Raw genomic sequence first — 18,911 nt, forward strand, 5'->3', positions numbered from 1 at the left:
CGGATTCACCGTCACTACTGCGACTTTTTCGACATGTGATGCTATATACCCTATATTGTAATGTAAATTAAGTAATTGTCAAACATATTATTTTGATTACCAGGATATGTGTTATAATAAAATTGATTTTTAGGAGGGATAGCAAATTGAGCGATAAACGTAAAAATCGGATTGATCTAATAGAAGAGAAGTTTGAAGAACTGAAAAAGAAACGATGGGCAAAAGGTGTGCGTATCACTTCTGGGGTGATGTGGAACCTATTTCTACTATTTCTAGTAGTAGGATTGACATTCGGTGTGTTCGCAACATCTGTTGGCGCAGGATATTTCGCTTCACTCGTTGCAAAAGAGCCACTTCGCTCATCAAAAGAAATGCGCGATGAAATATTCAACTTTGAAGAAACATCTGAAATCTATTTTGCAAATGACATTTATCTTGGACGAGTGAGTGCAGATATTGAACGGAAAGAAACGACATTAAAAGATGTATCCCCTTTCGTCATAGATGCAGTCTACGCAACGGAAGATGAATATTTTGAAACTCATAAAGGAATTGTCCCAAAAGCTATTTTTAGAGGCCTTTTTCAAGATGTTTCAAATTCATCCAACCAAACGGGCGGTTCTACACTTACCCAACAACTTATAAAAAACCAGATTTTAACGAACGAAGTTTCATATGAACGAAAAGCAAAAGAAATCCTCCTGGCAATGCGACTTGAACATTTCATGGAGAAAGATGAAATTCTTGAAGCCTATTTAAACATTATTCCTTATGGTAGAAATGCAATTGGCCAAAACATTGCAGGGATTGAAACAGCAGCAGAAGGAATTTTTGGTGTAAAAGCGAAAGACTTGAACTTGCCTCAAGCAGCTTATATAGCTGGGATTCCTCAAGCTCCATTCGCCTACACACCCTTCCAAAGTAGTTATTATGGCGGTGGTTTGAAAAAAGACGAAAATATTAAACCTGGTATTGATCGCATGAAAACCGTACTTTTCCGAATGAAGGAAACGGGTTACATTACGGAGGAGCAGTATGCAGAAGCGATTGCGTATGACATCAAGAAAGATTTTCGTGAAAAAACAAAACGTGCGCAAGAGCGCTATCCCTATTTGACGCAGGAAATTCAAAATAGCACAATTGAAATCTTAGCGAAAATGTTAGCAGAGAAAGATGGCATTGATGCAGAACGTTTGGAAGATGAGAAAAAAATAAGAGAGAAATATTCTATTCTAGCAGAACGTGAAATGCGGACAGGCGGCTATCGAATTTATTCGACGATTGAAAAAGACTTATATGATCGGATGAATAAAGTCGCTGAAGAGTTTGAGCATTATGGCTTTACGTACACCCGTGAAGAGAAAGACTATAGTACAGGAGAGATGATATTAAAAGACGATCCTGTCCAAGTCGGCGGCTTCATGATGGAAAATAGTACAGGTAGAATCCTTTCTTTCATCGGTGGACGTGATCATGATCTGATTGCACTCAATCACGCTACGCAAGCGTACAGACAAAACGGCTCTTCCATGAAGCCACTACTTGTGTACGGTCCTGCAATAGAATATGGCATGATTGGTGCAGGTAGTCCCGTCGTCGATGTTAAATTTGAAGTGCCAGATAACGGAAAGATATGGAGTCCTACAAACTATATCGCTTCAGTTGAAAATGGCATCATTCCTGCACGACAAGCACTAGCAGAGTCATTGAACTTACCGACTGCCCGATTGTATCGGGATATTATCGATAGACGCCCAGCAGAGTTCTTGGAAAAAATGAAGTTCTCTCAACTGACTCCTGGTGATTACGTCAATTTGTCTGCGTCTTACGGCGGTATGTCAATCGGTGTAAGCGTTCAAGAGAATACAAATGCTTTTGCGACATTTGCCAACGGAGGTAAATTTGTAGAATCGTATATTATCGAACGGATTGAAGACATGTCCGGCAATGTCGTGTATCAACATGAAGTCGAACCAGTGGAAGTCTTTAGTCCAGAAACGTCTTATATCGTAACAGATATGCTAAGAGATGTTCTTAAAGCTGGGGGTACAGGACAACAAGTACCTACCTATATGAATTTCAAAACAGATTTAGCAGTAAAAACCGGTACAACGCAAGGTTACGGCGATGCTTGGCTCGTAGGTTACAATCCGAATATCTCAATGGGATTATGGCTGGGCTACTATGACAATTCACGTAAACTTTATAAACGTGGAACCGGACAAATGCATCCAACAACAAGGACGAGTATGTTATTTGGTCGAATTATGAATGCTGCCAACGATGTACGACCAGATATTGTTGGTGCTTCTTCAACCTTTAAGAAGCCGGACGGTGTCGTAACGAGATCGTTCTGTGGGATTTCAGGCCTTGCGCCTTCAGCTGCATGTTCAGCGGCAGGACTTGTCCGATCTGATTTATTCAACTCAAAAGTGATGCTCCCAACTAAGGCTGACGATAGCATTATCAATGCTTCCTATGTCTCTGTTAAAGGCAGTCGTTATATGGCGCTCCCTTCTACGCCAAGCGAATTTATCGTTGGAGGCGGAACAGGTGTAAATCAAGCATTCATCGATCGGATGCTCGGACCATGGGGCGGGGACCCGTCAAAACTATTCCCGTCAGGTTCGATTTTCTCATCAAATGTTGTCTCCGGTGCGGAATTCCCAGCGGACAATGTTGCACCTGCAGGGGTGTCAGCATCCCTGAACGGTTCAACGCTGACATGGACAGAATCACCTTCCAATGACGTAATTGGTTACTATGTCTATAAAGGTAACGAGCGCGTTGCAACGATTAAGGACGGTTCCCCTCTGTCCATGCAAATTGGACCTGGAGATTATACTGTACGAGCGGTGGACATTACAGGTCTCCAATCAAACAGTTCAAATGTCATTACGATTGAAAAGCCGGAACCCACTCCTGAACCACCTGGTGAAGACGATGACGATGCGAAACCAAAACCAAAACCACCAGGCAATGGCGGCGGTGACAACGGCAGTGGAGACGGAAACGGCAGTGGCGATGGAAATGGCAACGGCGGTGGAAACGGCAACGGCGGTGGAAACGGCGGCGATGGAAACGGCAGCGGCGATGGAAACGGCAGCGGCGGTGGAAACGGCAGTGGCGGCGGAAACGGCAGTGGCGGCGGAAACGGCAGTGGCGGTGGAAGCGGCAGTGGCGGCGGAAAGCCGAACCCACCGGATGACGATGATGAAGATTAATTAACCAAGTACATCTGGTATAAACAATCATTAATAAAGGTAAAACGCATGAACTGAGAGCTACACTCGGTTCGTGCGTTTTTTCTATGTTTAAAACTATTACACTTTTTTTACCTATTCATCGAAGAAATGTTACTGCTAGGCAAGATTTAAGAAGGATCTGGCTGGATACCTTTTTTATTCACAGCAAATAAAAGTTTTCAAAAGGTGGCTGCTTTCTTTAATGGGTTATGAGGCGTTTCGGGCAAGTATGCGGCGATTGGGAAGGATATGCTGCGAATGATGGATTTATGAGCCGTTTGTACGGAGTATGCCGCGTTTGAGCAGTTTATGCGGCTTTCTATATAAGTAAGAGGTGTTTAGAGGCTTTTGATAGTTCTTCTAGGTTCTATTTGACCGATACATACGCTTATTTACTCTAACGGGCAATTAGAACACTTCTATTGAACCGCCAGCACTGGTTTTCAGCTCCATCGGGCAATTAGACTGTTTCTATTTGACCGCTACCTACGTTTATTTACTCCAATGGGCAATTAGAACACTTCTATTGAACCGCCAGCTGTGGATTTCAGCTCCATCGGGCAATTAGACTGTTTCTATTTGACCGCTACCTACTTTTATTTACTCTAACGGGCAATTAGAACATTTCTAATGAACCGCCAGCACTAGTTTTCAGCTCCATCGGGCAATTAGACTGTTTCTATTTGACCGCTACCTACTTTTATTTACTCTAACGGGCAATTAGATTCATCTCAGTTAAAAATTCCCTACATTTCCTGCACACCAAAGAAGCGGAACCAAACGAGTGGCTCCGCTTCTTTCTATTACTCTAAATTTAGTCCATCAATCTTCCATCGTTGATAAGTCGCCTGTTGGCAAGTTCAACTCCCATGCTTTCAATACTCTACGCATGATTTTACCACTTCTTGTTTTTGGTAATTTGTCTTTGAATTCAATTTCTCTTGGTGCTGCATGTGCTGCAAGCTCTTTTTTAACGAACTGTTTAATCTCTTCTTCCAACTCCACCGAAGGCTCGTATCCTTCTTGTAGTGCAACAAATGCTTTGATGATTTCTCCACGAACAGGATCCGGTTTACCAATGACTCCCGCTTCGACAATCGCAGGGTGCTCCAGTAATTTACTTTCCACTTCGAATGGTCCAACTCGCTCGCCACTTGTCATGATGACATCATCGACGCGCCCTTGGAAAAAGAAATAGCCGTCCTCATCCATGTATGCAGAATCACCGGAAACATACCATTCATCGTTTAAGAAGTACGAATCGTATTTCTCGGGATTATTCCATATTGCACGCATCATTGCTGGCCAACCTTTTTTAATGGCCAAGTTCCCCATCCGGTTTGGCGGCAAAACATTTCCTTGATGATCAACAATTGCTGCTTCAATGCCTGGTACCGGTTTACCCATCGATCCTAATTTAATTGGCATAGAGCCGAAATTACAAATTGTTTGTGCTCCCGTCTCTGTCATCCACCATGTATCGTGAATTCTTAGTTTAAAGACTTCCATTCCCCACCGAATGACTTCAGGATTCAAGGGCTCTCCGACGGACAGAATATGGCGTAAAGTAGACAAATCATGTTTTTCAATTGGTCCCACGCCTGCTCCCATTAACATCCGGAATGCTGTAGGTGCACTGTACCATACCGTAACGCCATAATTTTGTATCGCTTCATACCAGCTATCTGTTGAGAATCGCCCACCGACAATCAAGGAAGTTGCACCGGCTAACATCGGTCCGAAGACACCATATGCAGTTCCTGTTACCCATCCTGGATCAGCCGTACACCAAAACACATCTTCATCTTTCAAGTCTAAAACCCAACGAGTCGTCTGTAACTGTTGCACCATCGCTTCTTGTACATGTAAGACTCCCTTTGGTTTCCCTGTGGAACCGGACGTGTAGTGCAATAAGGTTGGCGATTCACGTTCCAACCATTCCACTTCATAGTGAAAAGATGCTTCTTTAAGATGCTTTAAAAAGTCAACATACTTATCAGTTTCTTGAATGTTTTCGCCAACTAAAAAGACTGTCTCCAAATGCGGTAACTTGTCAACTGGAACCCGTTCAAGCAATTCTGGTGTAGTCACGATCGCTTTTGCTTCACTGTCTGCTAATCGATCATACACAGCCCCTTCCATAAATGCTTCAAACAATGGTCCGACAATTGCACCCATTTTTAAAGCGCCCAATAGAGCAAAGTACAATTCAGGAGAGCGCGGCATGAAGATAAAAATACGATTCCCTTTTTCAACTGTAGAACGATTTGACAATACATTCGCCGCTTTATTGGTCATTCTCTTCATATCATTATACGTGTATGCTTCTTTTCGATTGGCATCTTGATAAAACAACGCCACTTTGTTTTTCCGATAGGAATTCGCATGACGATCGACCGCTTCGTGTGCGATGTTAATGAGTCCTGTTTCATGCCAACTGAATTCCTTCTCAACATCCGACCAGTTGAAATTCTTTGCCGTCTGCTCATAATCTTGTAATTGGTAATCCCCTTGAATTACAGATAACGTTTTCGTCTCCATTCCTATCATCCTTTCATCTAGCAATTAACCCTTACTATTTTACATGATTTTTTCAGTGTTTGCTAACAAATTACTATCTTTCGTATTATCATTCAACTTAATTCGACATGTTTTACTCATTGATTTTGCTTAAGATACCATAAGCCGTAATCACAATAAAAATCTTTCGTCACATGTTGATCAAAGGATTGTCAAACCTCATACTTACATCCATTCTTACAACAACCATAAAATGCAACTGTAAATTGTCGCTAATATTTTCGCAACTTGAAGATGAATTGATGTATACTTAGAGGAAGTTGACTTACTTGTAGGCGGTGATAAAAGTGGAACATAAGAAAACGTATAATGCAATGGAGATCAAGCATAAGAACGGCAATCTATTTATCGAAGGACCGGTTTCGAGCACAGATTTAGCCACATTTGATTTTCATGAAGATCTCACATCATTTAGACCACCAAATCAACAACACAAAGCCCTAATTGAGATCGCAAATCTTCCAGAAGGCAGAATTCTCATTGTCCGTCATCTTAATGAAATCGTAGGCTATGTCACGTATCTATATCCTGATCCTCTTGAGAGATGGTCACAAGGCAATATGGAGAATCTCATTGAGCTCGGAGCAATTGAAGTGATTCCAAAGTTTCGTGGCGGAGGAGTCGGTAAAGCGTTGCTCGAAGTTTCCATGATGGACGATGCGATGGAAGACTATATTATTCTCACAACAGAATACTATTGGCATTGGGATTTAAAAGGAACAAAACTGAATGTTTGGGAATACCGAAAAGTGATGGAGAAAATGATGAACGCTGGCGGCTTGGAATATTACGCAACCGATGAACCGGAAATTAGTTCACATCCAGCAAACTGCCTAATGGCGAGAATCGGTAAAAGGGTCGACCAAGAATCCATTCAACAGTTCGACCAGTTACGTTTCATGAACCGATTCATGTATTAACAGGGGGGATTCATGTATGCTAATTGAAGAAATTATGAAGAGAAAAGTTATTACACTCACTGAAGAACACACTATTTCCGATGCAATCACGCGCATGAAAGAAGAGAAAATCAGGCATTTGCCAATCTTATCCGTGGCGGGTGAGCTCGTTGGGATTGTTTCCGATAGGATCTTAAAGAAGTCATCCCATCCCTTTTTAACGACGCATCTAATGAAAACGTTTACAATCAACCGCTATCCGCAATTATGACAAAAAATCCAATCCATGCACACCCTATGGACTTTGTAGAGGAAGCTGCTGTCATCTTTTATGACAATCAAATTGGATGTCTACCCATTGTTTCGAATAAACAATTGGTTGGCATCATTACGGAAACGGATTTACTTTATAAATATATTGAACTGACAGGAGCACACCAACCTGGCTCTCAAATTGAAGTACGTGTGCCTAATATCCCCGGTATTTTATTTGAAGTGTCCAAAGTGTTCCATGAACACAAAATGAATATATTAAGTGTACTTGTCTACCCCGACAAGGAACATGAAGACAATAAAATACTTGTCATTCGCGTTAAAACGATGAACCCGCTAAATGTGATCAAAGGATTGCGGACATCCGGATTTGAAGTCTTATGGCCGAATGTCCCAGGAATTGACCAATGAAACAAGAAGCAGTATTCATTTATTCCGATAAACAACTTGGTTATTCGTTTTCAGATACGCATCCTTTTAACCAAAAAAGGATTGTTTTGACGATGGACCTTCTTAAGAAATATGGGGCATTACGCAACGAGGACATCATTGCACCAAGGTCTGCCACGGATGAAGAGCTATTACTTGTCCACGATTCCACATTCATTGACATCGTCAAACGGGCAGGTAAAGGACTGGTGACTGAAGAAGCAGGAGCGGTGTTTGGAATCGGCACAGAAGATACACCAATTTTCCCAAATATGCATGAGGCGAGTGCAATGTTGGTTGGTGGTACACTCACAGCAGTAGATGAAGTGATGGAAGGACGAGCAAAATACGCGTTGAATTTAGGCGGTGGCCTTCATCATGGCTTCCAAGGAAAGGCGTCTGGCTTTTGTGTGTATAACGATAGTTCTGTTGCGATTAAATATATGCAAAAGAAATACAATGCAAGAGTGTTATACGTTGATACGGATGCACATCATGGCGATGGCGTGCAATGGACATTTTACGACGATCCAAATGTTTGCACATTTTCAATTCACGAAACAGGACGATATTTATTCCCCGGAACAGGAAATGTTACGGAGAGAGGCAACGGAAAAGGATATGGCACTTCTTTTAATTTTCCGATCGACGCTTACACAGAAGACGAATCATTTTTAGAAGTTTACGAGACAGCTCTACATGAAGTTGCCGCGTTCTTTAAACCTGATGTCATTTTGACTCAAAATGGTGCCGATGCGCACTATTTCGATCCACTCACGCATTTGTACGGAACGATGAAAATTTACGAGCACATTCCTCGTCTTGCACGAGACATTGCTGAACAATATTGTGAGGGTCGTTGGATTGCCGTAGGAGGCGGCGGCTATGATATATGGAGGGTTGTGCCTCGAGCTTGGGCTCATATCTGGCTTGCAATGAAACAACTTCCCGCTCCGACTGGGCAACTGCCTATTGAATGGCTTCAAGCATGGCAATTAGAAGCACCTGTGCCATTCATTGAAACGTGGTCGGACCCAAATCCCTTATATGAGCCTATTCCGCGTAAGGAAGAAATTACGGAAAAGAATGCACACATGTTAGAACGTGCTTTGCATTTCATCCGAAACCAACAGTAGTTTGTACTCATCCTGTTACGCTCATTCGAAAGTTACATGAACGAAAAAAGACGAAGGATACACGCTCTCCCTTCGTCTTTACTCTGTTCAGTCAATACGACGCAACGCCATTTTCCCTTTGAAAAAGTCAGCAATGACAATTTATCTTTTGAGGCAAGTATTCTAATCGCCAGAATGCAAAGGATTACTTCGTAGACTGACGTTCTTCCATTCGATAAGGAAGGACGACATTCGTATCGTCGACTTCTTCACCGTTCATTAATTTTGTTAACAGGCGCATGGAAACTGCACCTAAGTCATATAGCGGTACGACAATCGTTGTCAATTGTGGACGAACGACGCGTGACAGTAATGTATGCTGGAAGCAAATTACTTCAAAATCGTCCGGAATTGAGTAGCCATCATCTCGAATTCCATTCATAATGCCGACAGCGATCTCATCGTTGCCAGCGAAAATACTCGTCGGCATTTCATCTAAGCTCGCTAATTTTTTCCACTTATCATACGCATCATCGTACGTATTGTCCGTTTCGATGAAGTATTCCTCTCGAAGTGGAATGCCAGCCTCTTGGAGTGCTCGCTCATAACCTACTTTTTTGCAAAACTTATTAATATCTCTGGACATTGGACCAGCTACATGTGCAATCCGTTTATGTCCGTTATCAATCAACTTTTTCACAGCTTCATATGCTGCTTGTTCATGGTCGATGTTGACGGTCGGTAAATTTGTATTAGCGTCCAACGTTCCAGCTAATACAATTGGTACATTGGCCGTTCCCATTTCTTTTTTTATTTCGTCCGTTAGGGAATCACTCATAAAAATAATTCCATCTACTTGTTTCCCTAAATGATCTTCCAGTAGCTCGACTTCACGGATTGGTCGTTTATCGGAATTCGATAAGATGATATTGTACTCATACATGGTAGCAATATCTGCTATCCCTCTAGACAGTTCCGCATAATAGCTTTTTGAAATATCAGGAACGATGACACCGACAGTAGTCGTTTTTTTACTTGCAAGTCCTCTAGCGACGGCATTTGGTCGATAGCCTAATCGCTCAATGCATTCCAATACTTTTTTCCGTGTTGCAGGTTTGACATTTTGATTGCCATTGACGACACGTGAAACAGTAGCCATTGAAACATTCGCTTCTCTAGCAACATCATAAATTGTTACTGACATTGTCGAATCTCCTTCCCTACGTATGTAATCGTTTACTCTTAGTATAAACAAAACACCGGAACCTTAAAAGGTCCGGCGTTATTTACAGAACAATTTAATTACGCCTATGTCAATTTACGAGAAGGTAACGAAAGAGCTACCCCCTTTAAACCATTGTAATGGGACAAGTGGCTTCATACAAATGTCCTGTATCTTTTCATGCAGACAAACGTTCATTCAATAAATCGAATGAATATTGTATAACCTATTCATCAAACGGTTTGATGTGTTTTCATGAAACGTTGAATTTCTTTATAGAACTCATCAAATTGCTGAATATCCATTTGTTGAGCAGAGTCTGATAATGCCACTGCTGGATCAGGATGTACTTCAGCCATCACGCCGTCCGCTCCTACTGCGATCGCAGCTTTTGCTGTCGGAAGTAACAGATCTTTTCGGCCAGTAGAATGTGTTACATCGACAAATACCGGTAAATGTGTTTCTTGTTTTAAAATCGGAACAGCAGAAATGTCTAATGTATTACGTGTCGCACGCTCGTATGTACGGATACCACGTTCACATAGCATGATCTGGCTATTCCCTTTAGAAATGATGTACTCTGCAGCATTGATGAACTCATCAATCGTTGCAGCTAAACCACGTTTTAAGAGGACAGGTTTGTTTACCATACCAGCTTCTTTTAATAATTCGAAGTTTTGCATGTTCCGAGCACCAATCTGGATGACGTCAATGTAATCCAATGCTTCTTCCAAATGCGAAGGGGTAATGATTTCAGTAACAATCGACAGGCCCGTTTCTTCTGAAACACGCTTCAAAATTTTCAAACCTTCAAGACCTAGTCCTTGGAAATCGTATGGCGATGTACGAGGTTTGTATGCCCCGCCTCTCATCATCGTCAACCCTTTTGCTTTAATGGATTGCGCAACAGCCAAAACTTGTTCATAAGATTCTACCGCACATGGACCGAACACAAATGTTGGCGTTCCATCCCCGATTTTTTCGCCGTTCACATCTACAATTGTATCTTCAGGCTTCCGTGTACGGGAAACGAGTAAAGCATTCCGTTGTTCATCTTCTTGAATTTCAAGGGCAGACATGAAAATACCTTTAAAGATTTGTTCCAAAATTTTATTTGGAATTGGACCGTTATTGGATTCCACTAACGCATTTAGCATTTCCCGCTCGCGGATCGGATCATATCTATTTACACCTTGCTTTTCTTTTACTTTCCCGATTTCTTGTACAACCGCAGTACGTTCATTAATCAAGTCCAAGATTTTCGTATTTAACGCATCCACTTGAACTCTTAGATCATCTAGCTCATTTTGTCTCATCAATATGACTCCTTCCCCGCACATGTCATTCCCTTTTCGAAGTGGGAAATCTATGATACATTTTTATATAATAGTCCAAGTATAATGAATACCATTTAAAAAGTCACGTCATTTCTGCAAATTGTCAAAGATTCGCATTATTTGACGATGAAAGGGTGTATGATTCTGTCTAACAAACTTTTTGCACTGGACATCGGTACGCGCTCAGTTGTCGGAATTATCCTCACGGAAATGGAAGATTGTTTTCATGTGGAAGACCTCCTCATAATTGAACATAAAGAACGCTCGATGATTGACGGTCAAATACATAATATTGTAAGCGTTGCAAAAGTGATCACGGACATTAAAGAGCAACTCGAAGAACGCCATGGCAAACTAGAGCGAGTGAGTGTCGCTGCCGCAGGCCGTGCATTGAAGACCGAAAACGGTTCAATGGCGATAGATATTTCCAATCAAGCGCTGTTTTCCATTGAAGATATTAACCGATTAGAATTGGCGGCTGTACAACAAGCTCAACAAAAATTGTTAAGTTCTGCATCAACAACTGACGATTATTATTACTGTGTCGGCTATTCTGTATTACATTATGAACTTGACGGCGAGAGAATCGGAAGCTTAATTGATCAGTCTGGACGAACTGCCTCAGCACATGTTATCGCCACATTTCTACCGCGCGTCGTAGTCGAGTCCCTCTTATCGGCATTAAAACGGGCTGATTTGGAAATGGAAGCCTTAACATTGGAACCAATTGCTGCCATTAATGTGCTCATCCCCCCTTCCATGCGAAGACTGAATGTCGCTCTTGTGGACATAGGGGCAGGTACATCGGATATTGCCCTAACAGATAATAATACTGTGGTAGCTTACGGGATGGTACCAATCGCTGGTGACGAAATAACTGAAGCGCTTAGCAATGAGTACTTACTCGACTTCCCTGTCGCTGAACTTGCAAAACGTGCATTAACTACGGAAGAATTCGTCACTTTCAACGACATATTAGGGTTTGAACAACAAATTGCTGCCTCAGAAGTAATCTCAAAGATTAAGCCTTCTATTGAAAAATTGGCGGATTCGATTGGAACAGAAATTAAAAAACTGAACAATGGTAAACCTCCTCAAGCAATCATGTTAGTAGGTGGTGGAAGTTTAACTCCGCAACTCACAAAAGAACTTAGCATGCACTTGGACTTACCGGAAAATCGAGTCGGCATAAGAGGTTTGGATGCTCTTGCTTCTGTCAGTTTAGGAGAAGCGATCCCTTCCTCACCTGCACTCGTTACGCCAATCGGAATTGCAATCGCTGCGAAACGTGCGCCGATTCACTATATGACTGTCATAGTGAACGAAAGGACAATTCGGCTTTTTGAGCTGAAAGAAATGACTGTCGGGGATGCCTTACTAGCAGCAAATATTAAAGCTAAACAATTGTATGGTAAACCTGGATTGGGGATATCCATCACTGTAAACGGCAATCGACTCATCATTCCAGGGGAACACGGAAAGCCATCCGTCATTTTACAGAACGGTCAACCTGCTAGTACGAAAGATCCTATATCCAATGGAGATGTACTTTCACTACAACCTGGGAAAGACGGTGAAGATGCTTCAGTAACGCTTGAAAAGATTATTGGCGATCTGTCATCCTTGGAAGTGCAACTGAATGGGCGCCTACATACGATAACTCCTCACGTTCTTGTGAATGGTGAACAAGCTTCCCTTTCACAACAGATTCATGATAGCGATGAAATCATTTATCACCCACTGACAACCGTTAAGGACTTCTTATCACAACAGGAAGAAGTTCTATATGAACCTTTTGAGGTCTTTATCAATGACCAAAAAGTAGTCGTAGATGACTATACACCAAAGATTTTCATTGGTGAACAGCAAATTGGCGGCAACTACAAACTCAATCATGGTGATTGTATTCATACAGTTTGCCCGCAACCGCCAACTGTCAATGATTTACTTCAGACAATAGGTGAAAAACATCAATCGATCACAAAAGTCACATTTAATGGAGACCCAGTCACAATCATTCACACAAACGCTTCAGTCTTAGTAAATGGACAAAAAGTCTCTCTTGCAACTAAGATCCGTCGTCACGATGAGCTCACTATTACGCAACTACCACAACATGCGCCTGTATTCAGTGATGTGTTTAAGTTCATTGAGTATACATTGCCGAGTAGTGCAAGTTCTTATCAGCTGCTATGTAATGGCCAGATGATAGGGTTCAACGATGCAATTACTGACGGTGACGAATTAGCAATCATTTATACCCCTTAAAAGGAAAAGCCAGGCATCCATTACGGATTGCCTGGCTCTTTGGTCATTTCTTTTGTTCGTCAGAGACGTAATTTTGGTTCATGTTTTTTTCTTCTCCTACATTGTCACTGTTATCGTAGGATACTTCACTGTTTTTCGTCGTCTGGTCGTCTGCAGCCTTTTTATCTTGGACAGTTGAATTGTCTACATAATCTGTAGCTTCTTCTCCTTCAGATGAGACTGTACCATCATCCATTGGAACGGTCGTTTTATTTTTCATTGACTTCACTTTATCGACAAGCTGCCCTGATTGTTCTTGTATGGACTTTGTAAGGCCATCTGTCTTTTCTTTTGCGACAGATGAAAATTCAGTTGCCTTGTCCTTTGCAACTGCACTCAATTCAATACTTTTGTTTTTCAAATGAACGGCTTGCTCGGAGAAGTCATCACGCATTTCTCGACCAGATTTTGGTGCGAGGAACAGTGCAGCTGCTGCACCAATGACACCACCTACTAGTGCACCTAGCAAGAAGCTACCAGTTCCAGAATTATGCTCATCATAAAAATCATCGGTATTATAGCTATATGGATAGTTCACGGGTAGATGAGAAGGCTCGCCAAATGTGTTTTCGTACTCGTTTTTCCCATAGTATGCGTGATCATATTGTACATCTTGTACATCCTTATAATTCGGTTTCTTGTTTTCTGACATCGTAATTCCTCCTATAGGTTTAGTTTTGAGGCGTTAGTGTCTGTTCGGATTCGGTAATCTCTTCTGGTTCGGATCAGGTTGATAAACTGTCCATCCTGTAGACTTTTCAGCTTTCATATCCTTCACTTTCCCGATAATACCGAAAGCGACATTGCTCCATTGCACAACTTGGGCTATTTTGTCACTGTTTCGTTCTGCTTCCACAGTGATGGAATTAGATACTCTACGCACAGAGCTGTTTAGATTGCTAACAGAGTCTCCAACCCCTTTCACAGCGTCCACGACAGTGTTCAGTTTTTCTGATTTCTGCTGAATGTCAACTGCAAGGGCATTCGTCTTATGAAGAAGTTCAGTCGTTTCAGTCGTAATCCCTTCAAGTTGATTTGAAACATTGTCCATCGTTTCAGAAACACTCCGCAAAGTAGTTTTCAATGAACCTAATGTCATCGCTAGGCTAATACATAAAATCAAAAATGCAATAGCTGCAATAATCGCTGCAATATACAATAATACTTCCATGGCGTTTCCTCCTTCCTTGCTACATCTATACATCATTTGTACCCTGTCGACGAACGAACTAAACGCCTGCCTCTATTACCTTTTTCGACATCTTTCTTCAATCCCCTTTATTTTTCCGAAATAAAATAGGAAATTTCCTTTTTTATCGTATCGTTAGGGGATTAGATGTGTTTTTTGAATGTCAGAAGAAAAAACAGCAGACCCTTATGGATCAAGCTGTTTCTTCCTTTTCAGTATGGTCTGTAAAGACATTCATATACTTTTGGATATCACCAGCACCCATGAATAGGTATACTGCATTCCCGTGAGCATCTAAAACGTCAATATGATCAAGTTCAAGATGTTTTGCCTGTTGGATTTTAGCGATTAAATCTTTAATCGTCAAATTACCTGCCACTTCTCGAGCTGAACTGAATATATCGCACAAGTACACATGGTCAGCTGCTTCCAAGCTTTCCGCAAATTGAGAAAGCAGAGCTGCTGTCCGCGTAAACGTATGCGGTTGGAAGATCGCAATGACTTCCTTGTCAGGATATTTTTGACGGGCTGACTGGATCGTTGCTTTAATTTCAGTCGGATGATGAGCGTAATCATCTACAATGACTTTGCCTTGAGCCTCTTTAATTGAAAACCGCCTTTTTACTCCAGCAAATGATGCTAATCGCATTTCGATCGTCGATACTGGAATTCCTTCGTAATGGCAAAGTGAAATGACACCTAGTGCATTTAAAATGGCATGATCACCTGGCAAAGGAATTGTGAAATTGTGGTAAAATTCATTTCTCACATACACGTCGAAATTCGATCCGTTTGCCGATTTCGTAATGTTTTTAGCGGCAAAATCATTTCCTTCATCAAAGCCATAATATACCACGGGTACATTCGCTTGGATTTGTTGAAGATGCAAATCATCCCCGCATGCAATGATTGCTTTCTTCACCTGTACAGCCATTTGACCGAACGCTTCCATGACATCCTCCAAATCCTTGAAGTAATCAGGGTGATCAAAGTCAATATTGGTCATGATGGCATAATCGGGATCATACGCAAGGAAATGACGTTTGTATTCACAAGCTTCAAAAACGAAATATTTACTATCTTGCACACCACTCCCTGTGCCATCTCCAATTAAATAGGATGTAGGAGAATCGCCCGAAAGCACGTGTGCCAACAAACCTGTAGTAGAGGTCTTGCCATGGCTGCCTGTAATGGCAACAGAGACGAATGCTTTCATATATTGCCCTAAAAACTCATGGTAGCGGACTACATCCACGCCTAATTCTTTTGCTTTTGCTATTTCTGGATGACTATCGGGAAATGCATTTCCAGCGATTACCGTCATCCCTTCCGTAATATTCTTTTCATCAAATGGATAAATCGTAATGTTTCTTTCATGCAACGGATCTTCTGTAAAGAAGTACTTTTCAACGTCAGAACCTTGTACGTTAAAATTGGAATCGTGTAGGATCTGTGCGAGCGAACTCATCCCTGAACCTTTAATGCCTGTAAAATGAAACAATGTCATATTGCAACCTCCCGGGATCATTTCTGCTCCCACATTCTGAAAACCGGTCATATCTTGAAGGACATCTGTAGGAACCTCTCCTTCATTATACGCCAATATTCATTCCTTATAAGCTCTATTCCCATTCTCTAATGGATTCTAGTAATCATTTAAATTATGTTCTTTCAGTTCCATTCAAGTAGTTATCAAAACTGCTTTCAGTTACGAAAACTTCTCTAGCTTTACTACCCCGTTGTTCGGATATAAAACCTAACTTTTCCATCCGATCCATTAATTTCGCAGCTCGATTGTAACCAATGCTGAAATTCCGCTGCAACAACGAAGTAGAAGCACTTTGCTGTTCAATAATGAACAGACAAGCATCCGCAAACAACGGATCGGACTCTTCTTCTTCAACTGCGTTTGCCAATAAATCTTCTTGACCAAATAAATAATCAGGTTCCGCTTCGTTTTGAACGTGTTCTATTATACGTTCAATTTCGCCATCCGTGACAAATGTACCTTGTAGCCTAACAGCAGATGATTGACCGTTCCCCAAGTATAGCATATCTCCTTTACCAAGAAGTCTTTCCGCACCTGGTGTATCAATAATTGTTCTCGAATCGATTTGAGAAGAGACCGAAAATGCAATTCGCGTCGGTACGTTCGCTTTAATCGTTCCTGTAATGACATCTACTGAAGGTCTTTGGGTTGCGATAATTAAATGAATACCGCATGCCCTTGCTTTTTGCGTAATGCGGCTAATCGACACTTCTACATCTGCAGGAGCCATCATCATCAAGTCAGCTAGCTCATCAATGACAATGAGTAAATAAGGTAATTTCAACGAAAACTTACGATCTTTCTCCGCCATTTCGTTGTAACGTTCAATATTCCTTGCACCCGCATGAGCAAATAACTCATAGCGACGTTCCATTTCACCGACTGCCCATTTCAATGCTGCAGTTGCCGCCTTAACATCCGTGATGACCGGACTTAACAAATGTGGAATGCCATTATAAGGTGCCAACTCAACCATTTTAGGGTCTATGAGCAACATTTTTAAATCTGTTGGCGAAGATTTATACAAAAGACTAATAAGAATCGAGTTAATGCAAACCGATTTCCCTGATCCGGTAGCTCCGGCGATCATTCCATGTGGCATTTTGCGCAAATCAAGTGTTACCGGTTCTCCCGTCAGGCTTAAGCCAAGTACTGCTTCCAATGGAGAATCGGATTCTTGGAATCGTTTCGTTTCAATGACTTCAGATATTCTTACTGCACGCGGTTTGCGATTCGGAATTTCAATACCGATTGAACTTGTTCCAGGTATCGGCGCTTGAATTCGAATATCTTCTGCAGCGAGTGCCAGTTTTAAATCATCCGTCAAGTTCCTCACTTTACTCACTTTTGTACCATGTCCGACTGTCAATTCAAACCTCGTTACCGTCGGACCTTGTACAGCCTCAATGACAGTTGCTTGAATCGCAAAATAGGAAAGCGCTTCTTCCAATTTCACAGATTGCGTCTGTAACCATTCCGTATCCTCAATATGCGCTTCAGGATGGACAAGGAAATCTTTCGGTGGAAACGCGTAAAAAGGTTGTTCTTCCTCTGCGTGCATTGAACTTGGTTGTTCATCAATCCCGTTTAGGCTTTCTACTTCCAAACCCTCGTCTTGTTCGCTTGAAACTTGCCATCCATTTAGATTCTTACTAACTGTTTGTTTCATTTGCTGTTGACTTTCGTATTTCATTTTGTCATTCTTCAACATCAAAACATTAAACGGAACAGTCTTCTCTTTTTTCCGCTCTGTTGAAGTATGCATATGTGATGAATCGTTTGAAGTCCTTATTTCGATAGAACTTTCGATTGTTGGAGCCTCTTCATCAGTTGCGATAAACTCTTTTCCTACTACTGAACTCGTACTTTCCAAGTCCTCGCGTTCCACCTCATACGACGTTTGTCCGTCTTCATAATTAGTTTCAGAAAGCGCGTCAAATGGTTCAGGTTCAACAAGCTCTTCTTCCGGAATTGTCGATTCATGAACAAGAGCGGTTTGTTCGTGCTCTACACTCGATGCTGTTTCACTTATTTGTTCTTCATGACCATCTACAATGGAATCATCATAAGCTGGCTGAAGCTCGTTTTCAACATCCATGTTAGCTGGCACTTCGTCTATTCGTTCTTGATTCAACTCATCATGGCGGATTGCGTCATACCGAACGTCCTTTTCCGACTCCCACGTTACAGGCGAGTTATGTGCATTTGAATCATTTTTTGGCAAATCACCTTGATAAGAGGTATCCGTCTTTGCAACCCTGTCAGAAGGTTTCATGTAGCCATACACTGGAGAGGGCACCTCAGTTGGCGTGAAAGGACGATTACTCCGTTTTTGGATGATGGATGTCCGCACCGCCTCTTCTCCAGAGGAAGGCTTAGGTTTAGGGTGTTCAACAGTTTGCGGTTGCTTTTTTTCAGTCTTGTATTTAGCAGGTGCATTTGCTCGGTGGATGACCCCTTGTTTCCGTTCTCCTGGCCATCTTTCATTTTTATACAACGGTACGGGCTCGAAATCATCGTCATCCAACTGGGTTACGAGCTGTTCCTTGGATTTTTTCTCTCGTTCTTCATTTTGATCATCAGGTCCCCAACCATAAATTTCTGCATCCGTAATGATTGGAAAGCGGAAGGCAGGACGTTCATTGCTTGTTTGTTCTGTTGTCTCTAGTTCTCTCTCATTCTGATTCTCATGATCTTCCATACGATATTCTTGCTCATTTTCCGTTTCAAACACACGGTTCATCAATTTTTTAATCCATATCAATA

11 protein-coding genes and 1 pseudogene are annotated in these 18,911 nt (G+C 41.7%); 5 read left to right on the forward strand and 7 right to left on the reverse strand.

What is annotated here, in order from left to right; all coding sequences use genetic code 11:
- Positions 1-146: 146 nt before the first annotated feature.
- On the forward strand, positions 147-3,224 hold the full coding sequence (locus ACVHUV_RS16250) for a transglycosylase domain-containing protein (protein ID WP_462085295.1): 3,078 nt from the start codon (positions 147-149) through the stop codon (positions 3,222-3,224).
- 843 nt (positions 3,225-4,067) lie between these two features.
- Here ACVHUV_RS16250 and acsA read toward each other — a convergent pair.
- A complete protein-coding gene (gene acsA / locus ACVHUV_RS16255) occupies positions 4,068-5,786 on the reverse strand; it encodes an acetate--CoA ligase (protein ID WP_462085296.1) in 1,719 nt (572 codons plus the stop codon).
- Between the two features lie 326 nt (positions 5,787-6,112).
- Here acsA and ACVHUV_RS16260 point away from each other — a divergent pair, with 326 nt between their 5' ends.
- From ACVHUV_RS16260 to ACVHUV_RS16270, 3 genes and pseudogenes are all read left to right on the forward strand, one after another.
- Positions 6,113-6,745, forward strand: a complete 633-nt coding sequence (locus ACVHUV_RS16260) for a GNAT family N-acetyltransferase (RefSeq protein WP_317942788.1) — start codon at positions 6,113-6,115, stop codon at positions 6,743-6,745.
- Between the two features lie 16 nt (positions 6,746-6,761).
- Positions 6,762-7,408 (forward strand): annotated as a pseudogene (locus ACVHUV_RS16265) (acetoin utilization AcuB family protein).
- Entirely contained in the window at positions 7,405-8,562 is a 1,158-nt protein-coding gene (locus tag ACVHUV_RS16270; protein WP_462085297.1) for an acetoin utilization protein AcuC, read from the forward strand. Before ACVHUV_RS16265 ends, ACVHUV_RS16270 begins: the two are co-directional and overlap by 4 nt.
- 184 nt (positions 8,563-8,746) lie before the next feature.
- Here ACVHUV_RS16270 and ccpA read toward each other — a convergent pair whose 3' ends face one another.
- Both ccpA and ACVHUV_RS16280 read right to left on the reverse strand, forming a co-directional pair.
- Positions 8,747-9,745, reverse strand: a complete 999-nt coding sequence (gene ccpA, locus ACVHUV_RS16275) for a catabolite control protein A (protein WP_317942783.1) — start codon at positions 9,743-9,745, stop codon at positions 8,747-8,749.
- Positions 9,746-9,996: 251 nt separating this feature from the next.
- Positions 9,997-11,079, reverse strand: coding sequence for a bifunctional 3-deoxy-7-phosphoheptulonate synthase/chorismate mutase (locus tag ACVHUV_RS16280; protein WP_462085298.1), 1,083 nt, complete (start codon positions 11,077-11,079; stop codon positions 9,997-9,999).
- 159 nt (positions 11,080-11,238) lie between these two features.
- On the opposite strand from ACVHUV_RS16280, the gene ACVHUV_RS16285 reads away from it, so the two are divergent.
- Positions 11,239-13,368 (forward strand): cell division protein FtsA, encoded by a 2,130-nt coding sequence (locus ACVHUV_RS16285; protein WP_462085299.1) that lies wholly within the window; start codon positions 11,239-11,241, stop codon positions 13,366-13,368.
- Between the two features lie 43 nt (positions 13,369-13,411).
- On the opposite strand, the gene ACVHUV_RS16290 is transcribed toward ACVHUV_RS16285, so the two are convergent.
- From ACVHUV_RS16290 to ACVHUV_RS16305, 4 genes are all read right to left on the reverse strand, one after another.
- Positions 13,412-14,059 carry a YtxH domain-containing protein gene (locus ACVHUV_RS16290; RefSeq protein ID WP_462085300.1) on the reverse strand — a complete coding sequence of 216 codons (648 nt, stop codon included), beginning with the start codon at positions 14,057-14,059 and terminating at the stop codon, positions 13,412-13,414.
- Between the two features lie 33 nt (positions 14,060-14,092).
- The gene (locus ACVHUV_RS16295) at positions 14,093-14,578 is read right to left on the reverse strand and encodes a DUF948 domain-containing protein (protein ID WP_317942777.1); all 486 of its coding nucleotides are present in this window, start codon (positions 14,576-14,578) and stop codon (positions 14,093-14,095) included.
- Between the two features lie 211 nt (positions 14,579-14,789).
- The gene (murC, locus tag ACVHUV_RS16300) at positions 14,790-16,103 is read right to left on the reverse strand and encodes a UDP-N-acetylmuramate--L-alanine ligase (protein ID WP_317942776.1); all 1,314 of its coding nucleotides are present in this window, start codon (positions 16,101-16,103) and stop codon (positions 14,790-14,792) included.
- 154 nt (positions 16,104-16,257) lie between these two features.
- Positions 16,258-18,909, reverse strand: a complete 2,652-nt coding sequence (locus ACVHUV_RS16305) for a DNA translocase FtsK (protein ID WP_462085301.1) — start codon at positions 18,907-18,909, stop codon at positions 16,258-16,260.
- Positions 18,910-18,911 lie beyond the last annotated feature (2 nt).

This window comes from Sporosarcina saromensis, from assembly GCF_054901285.1.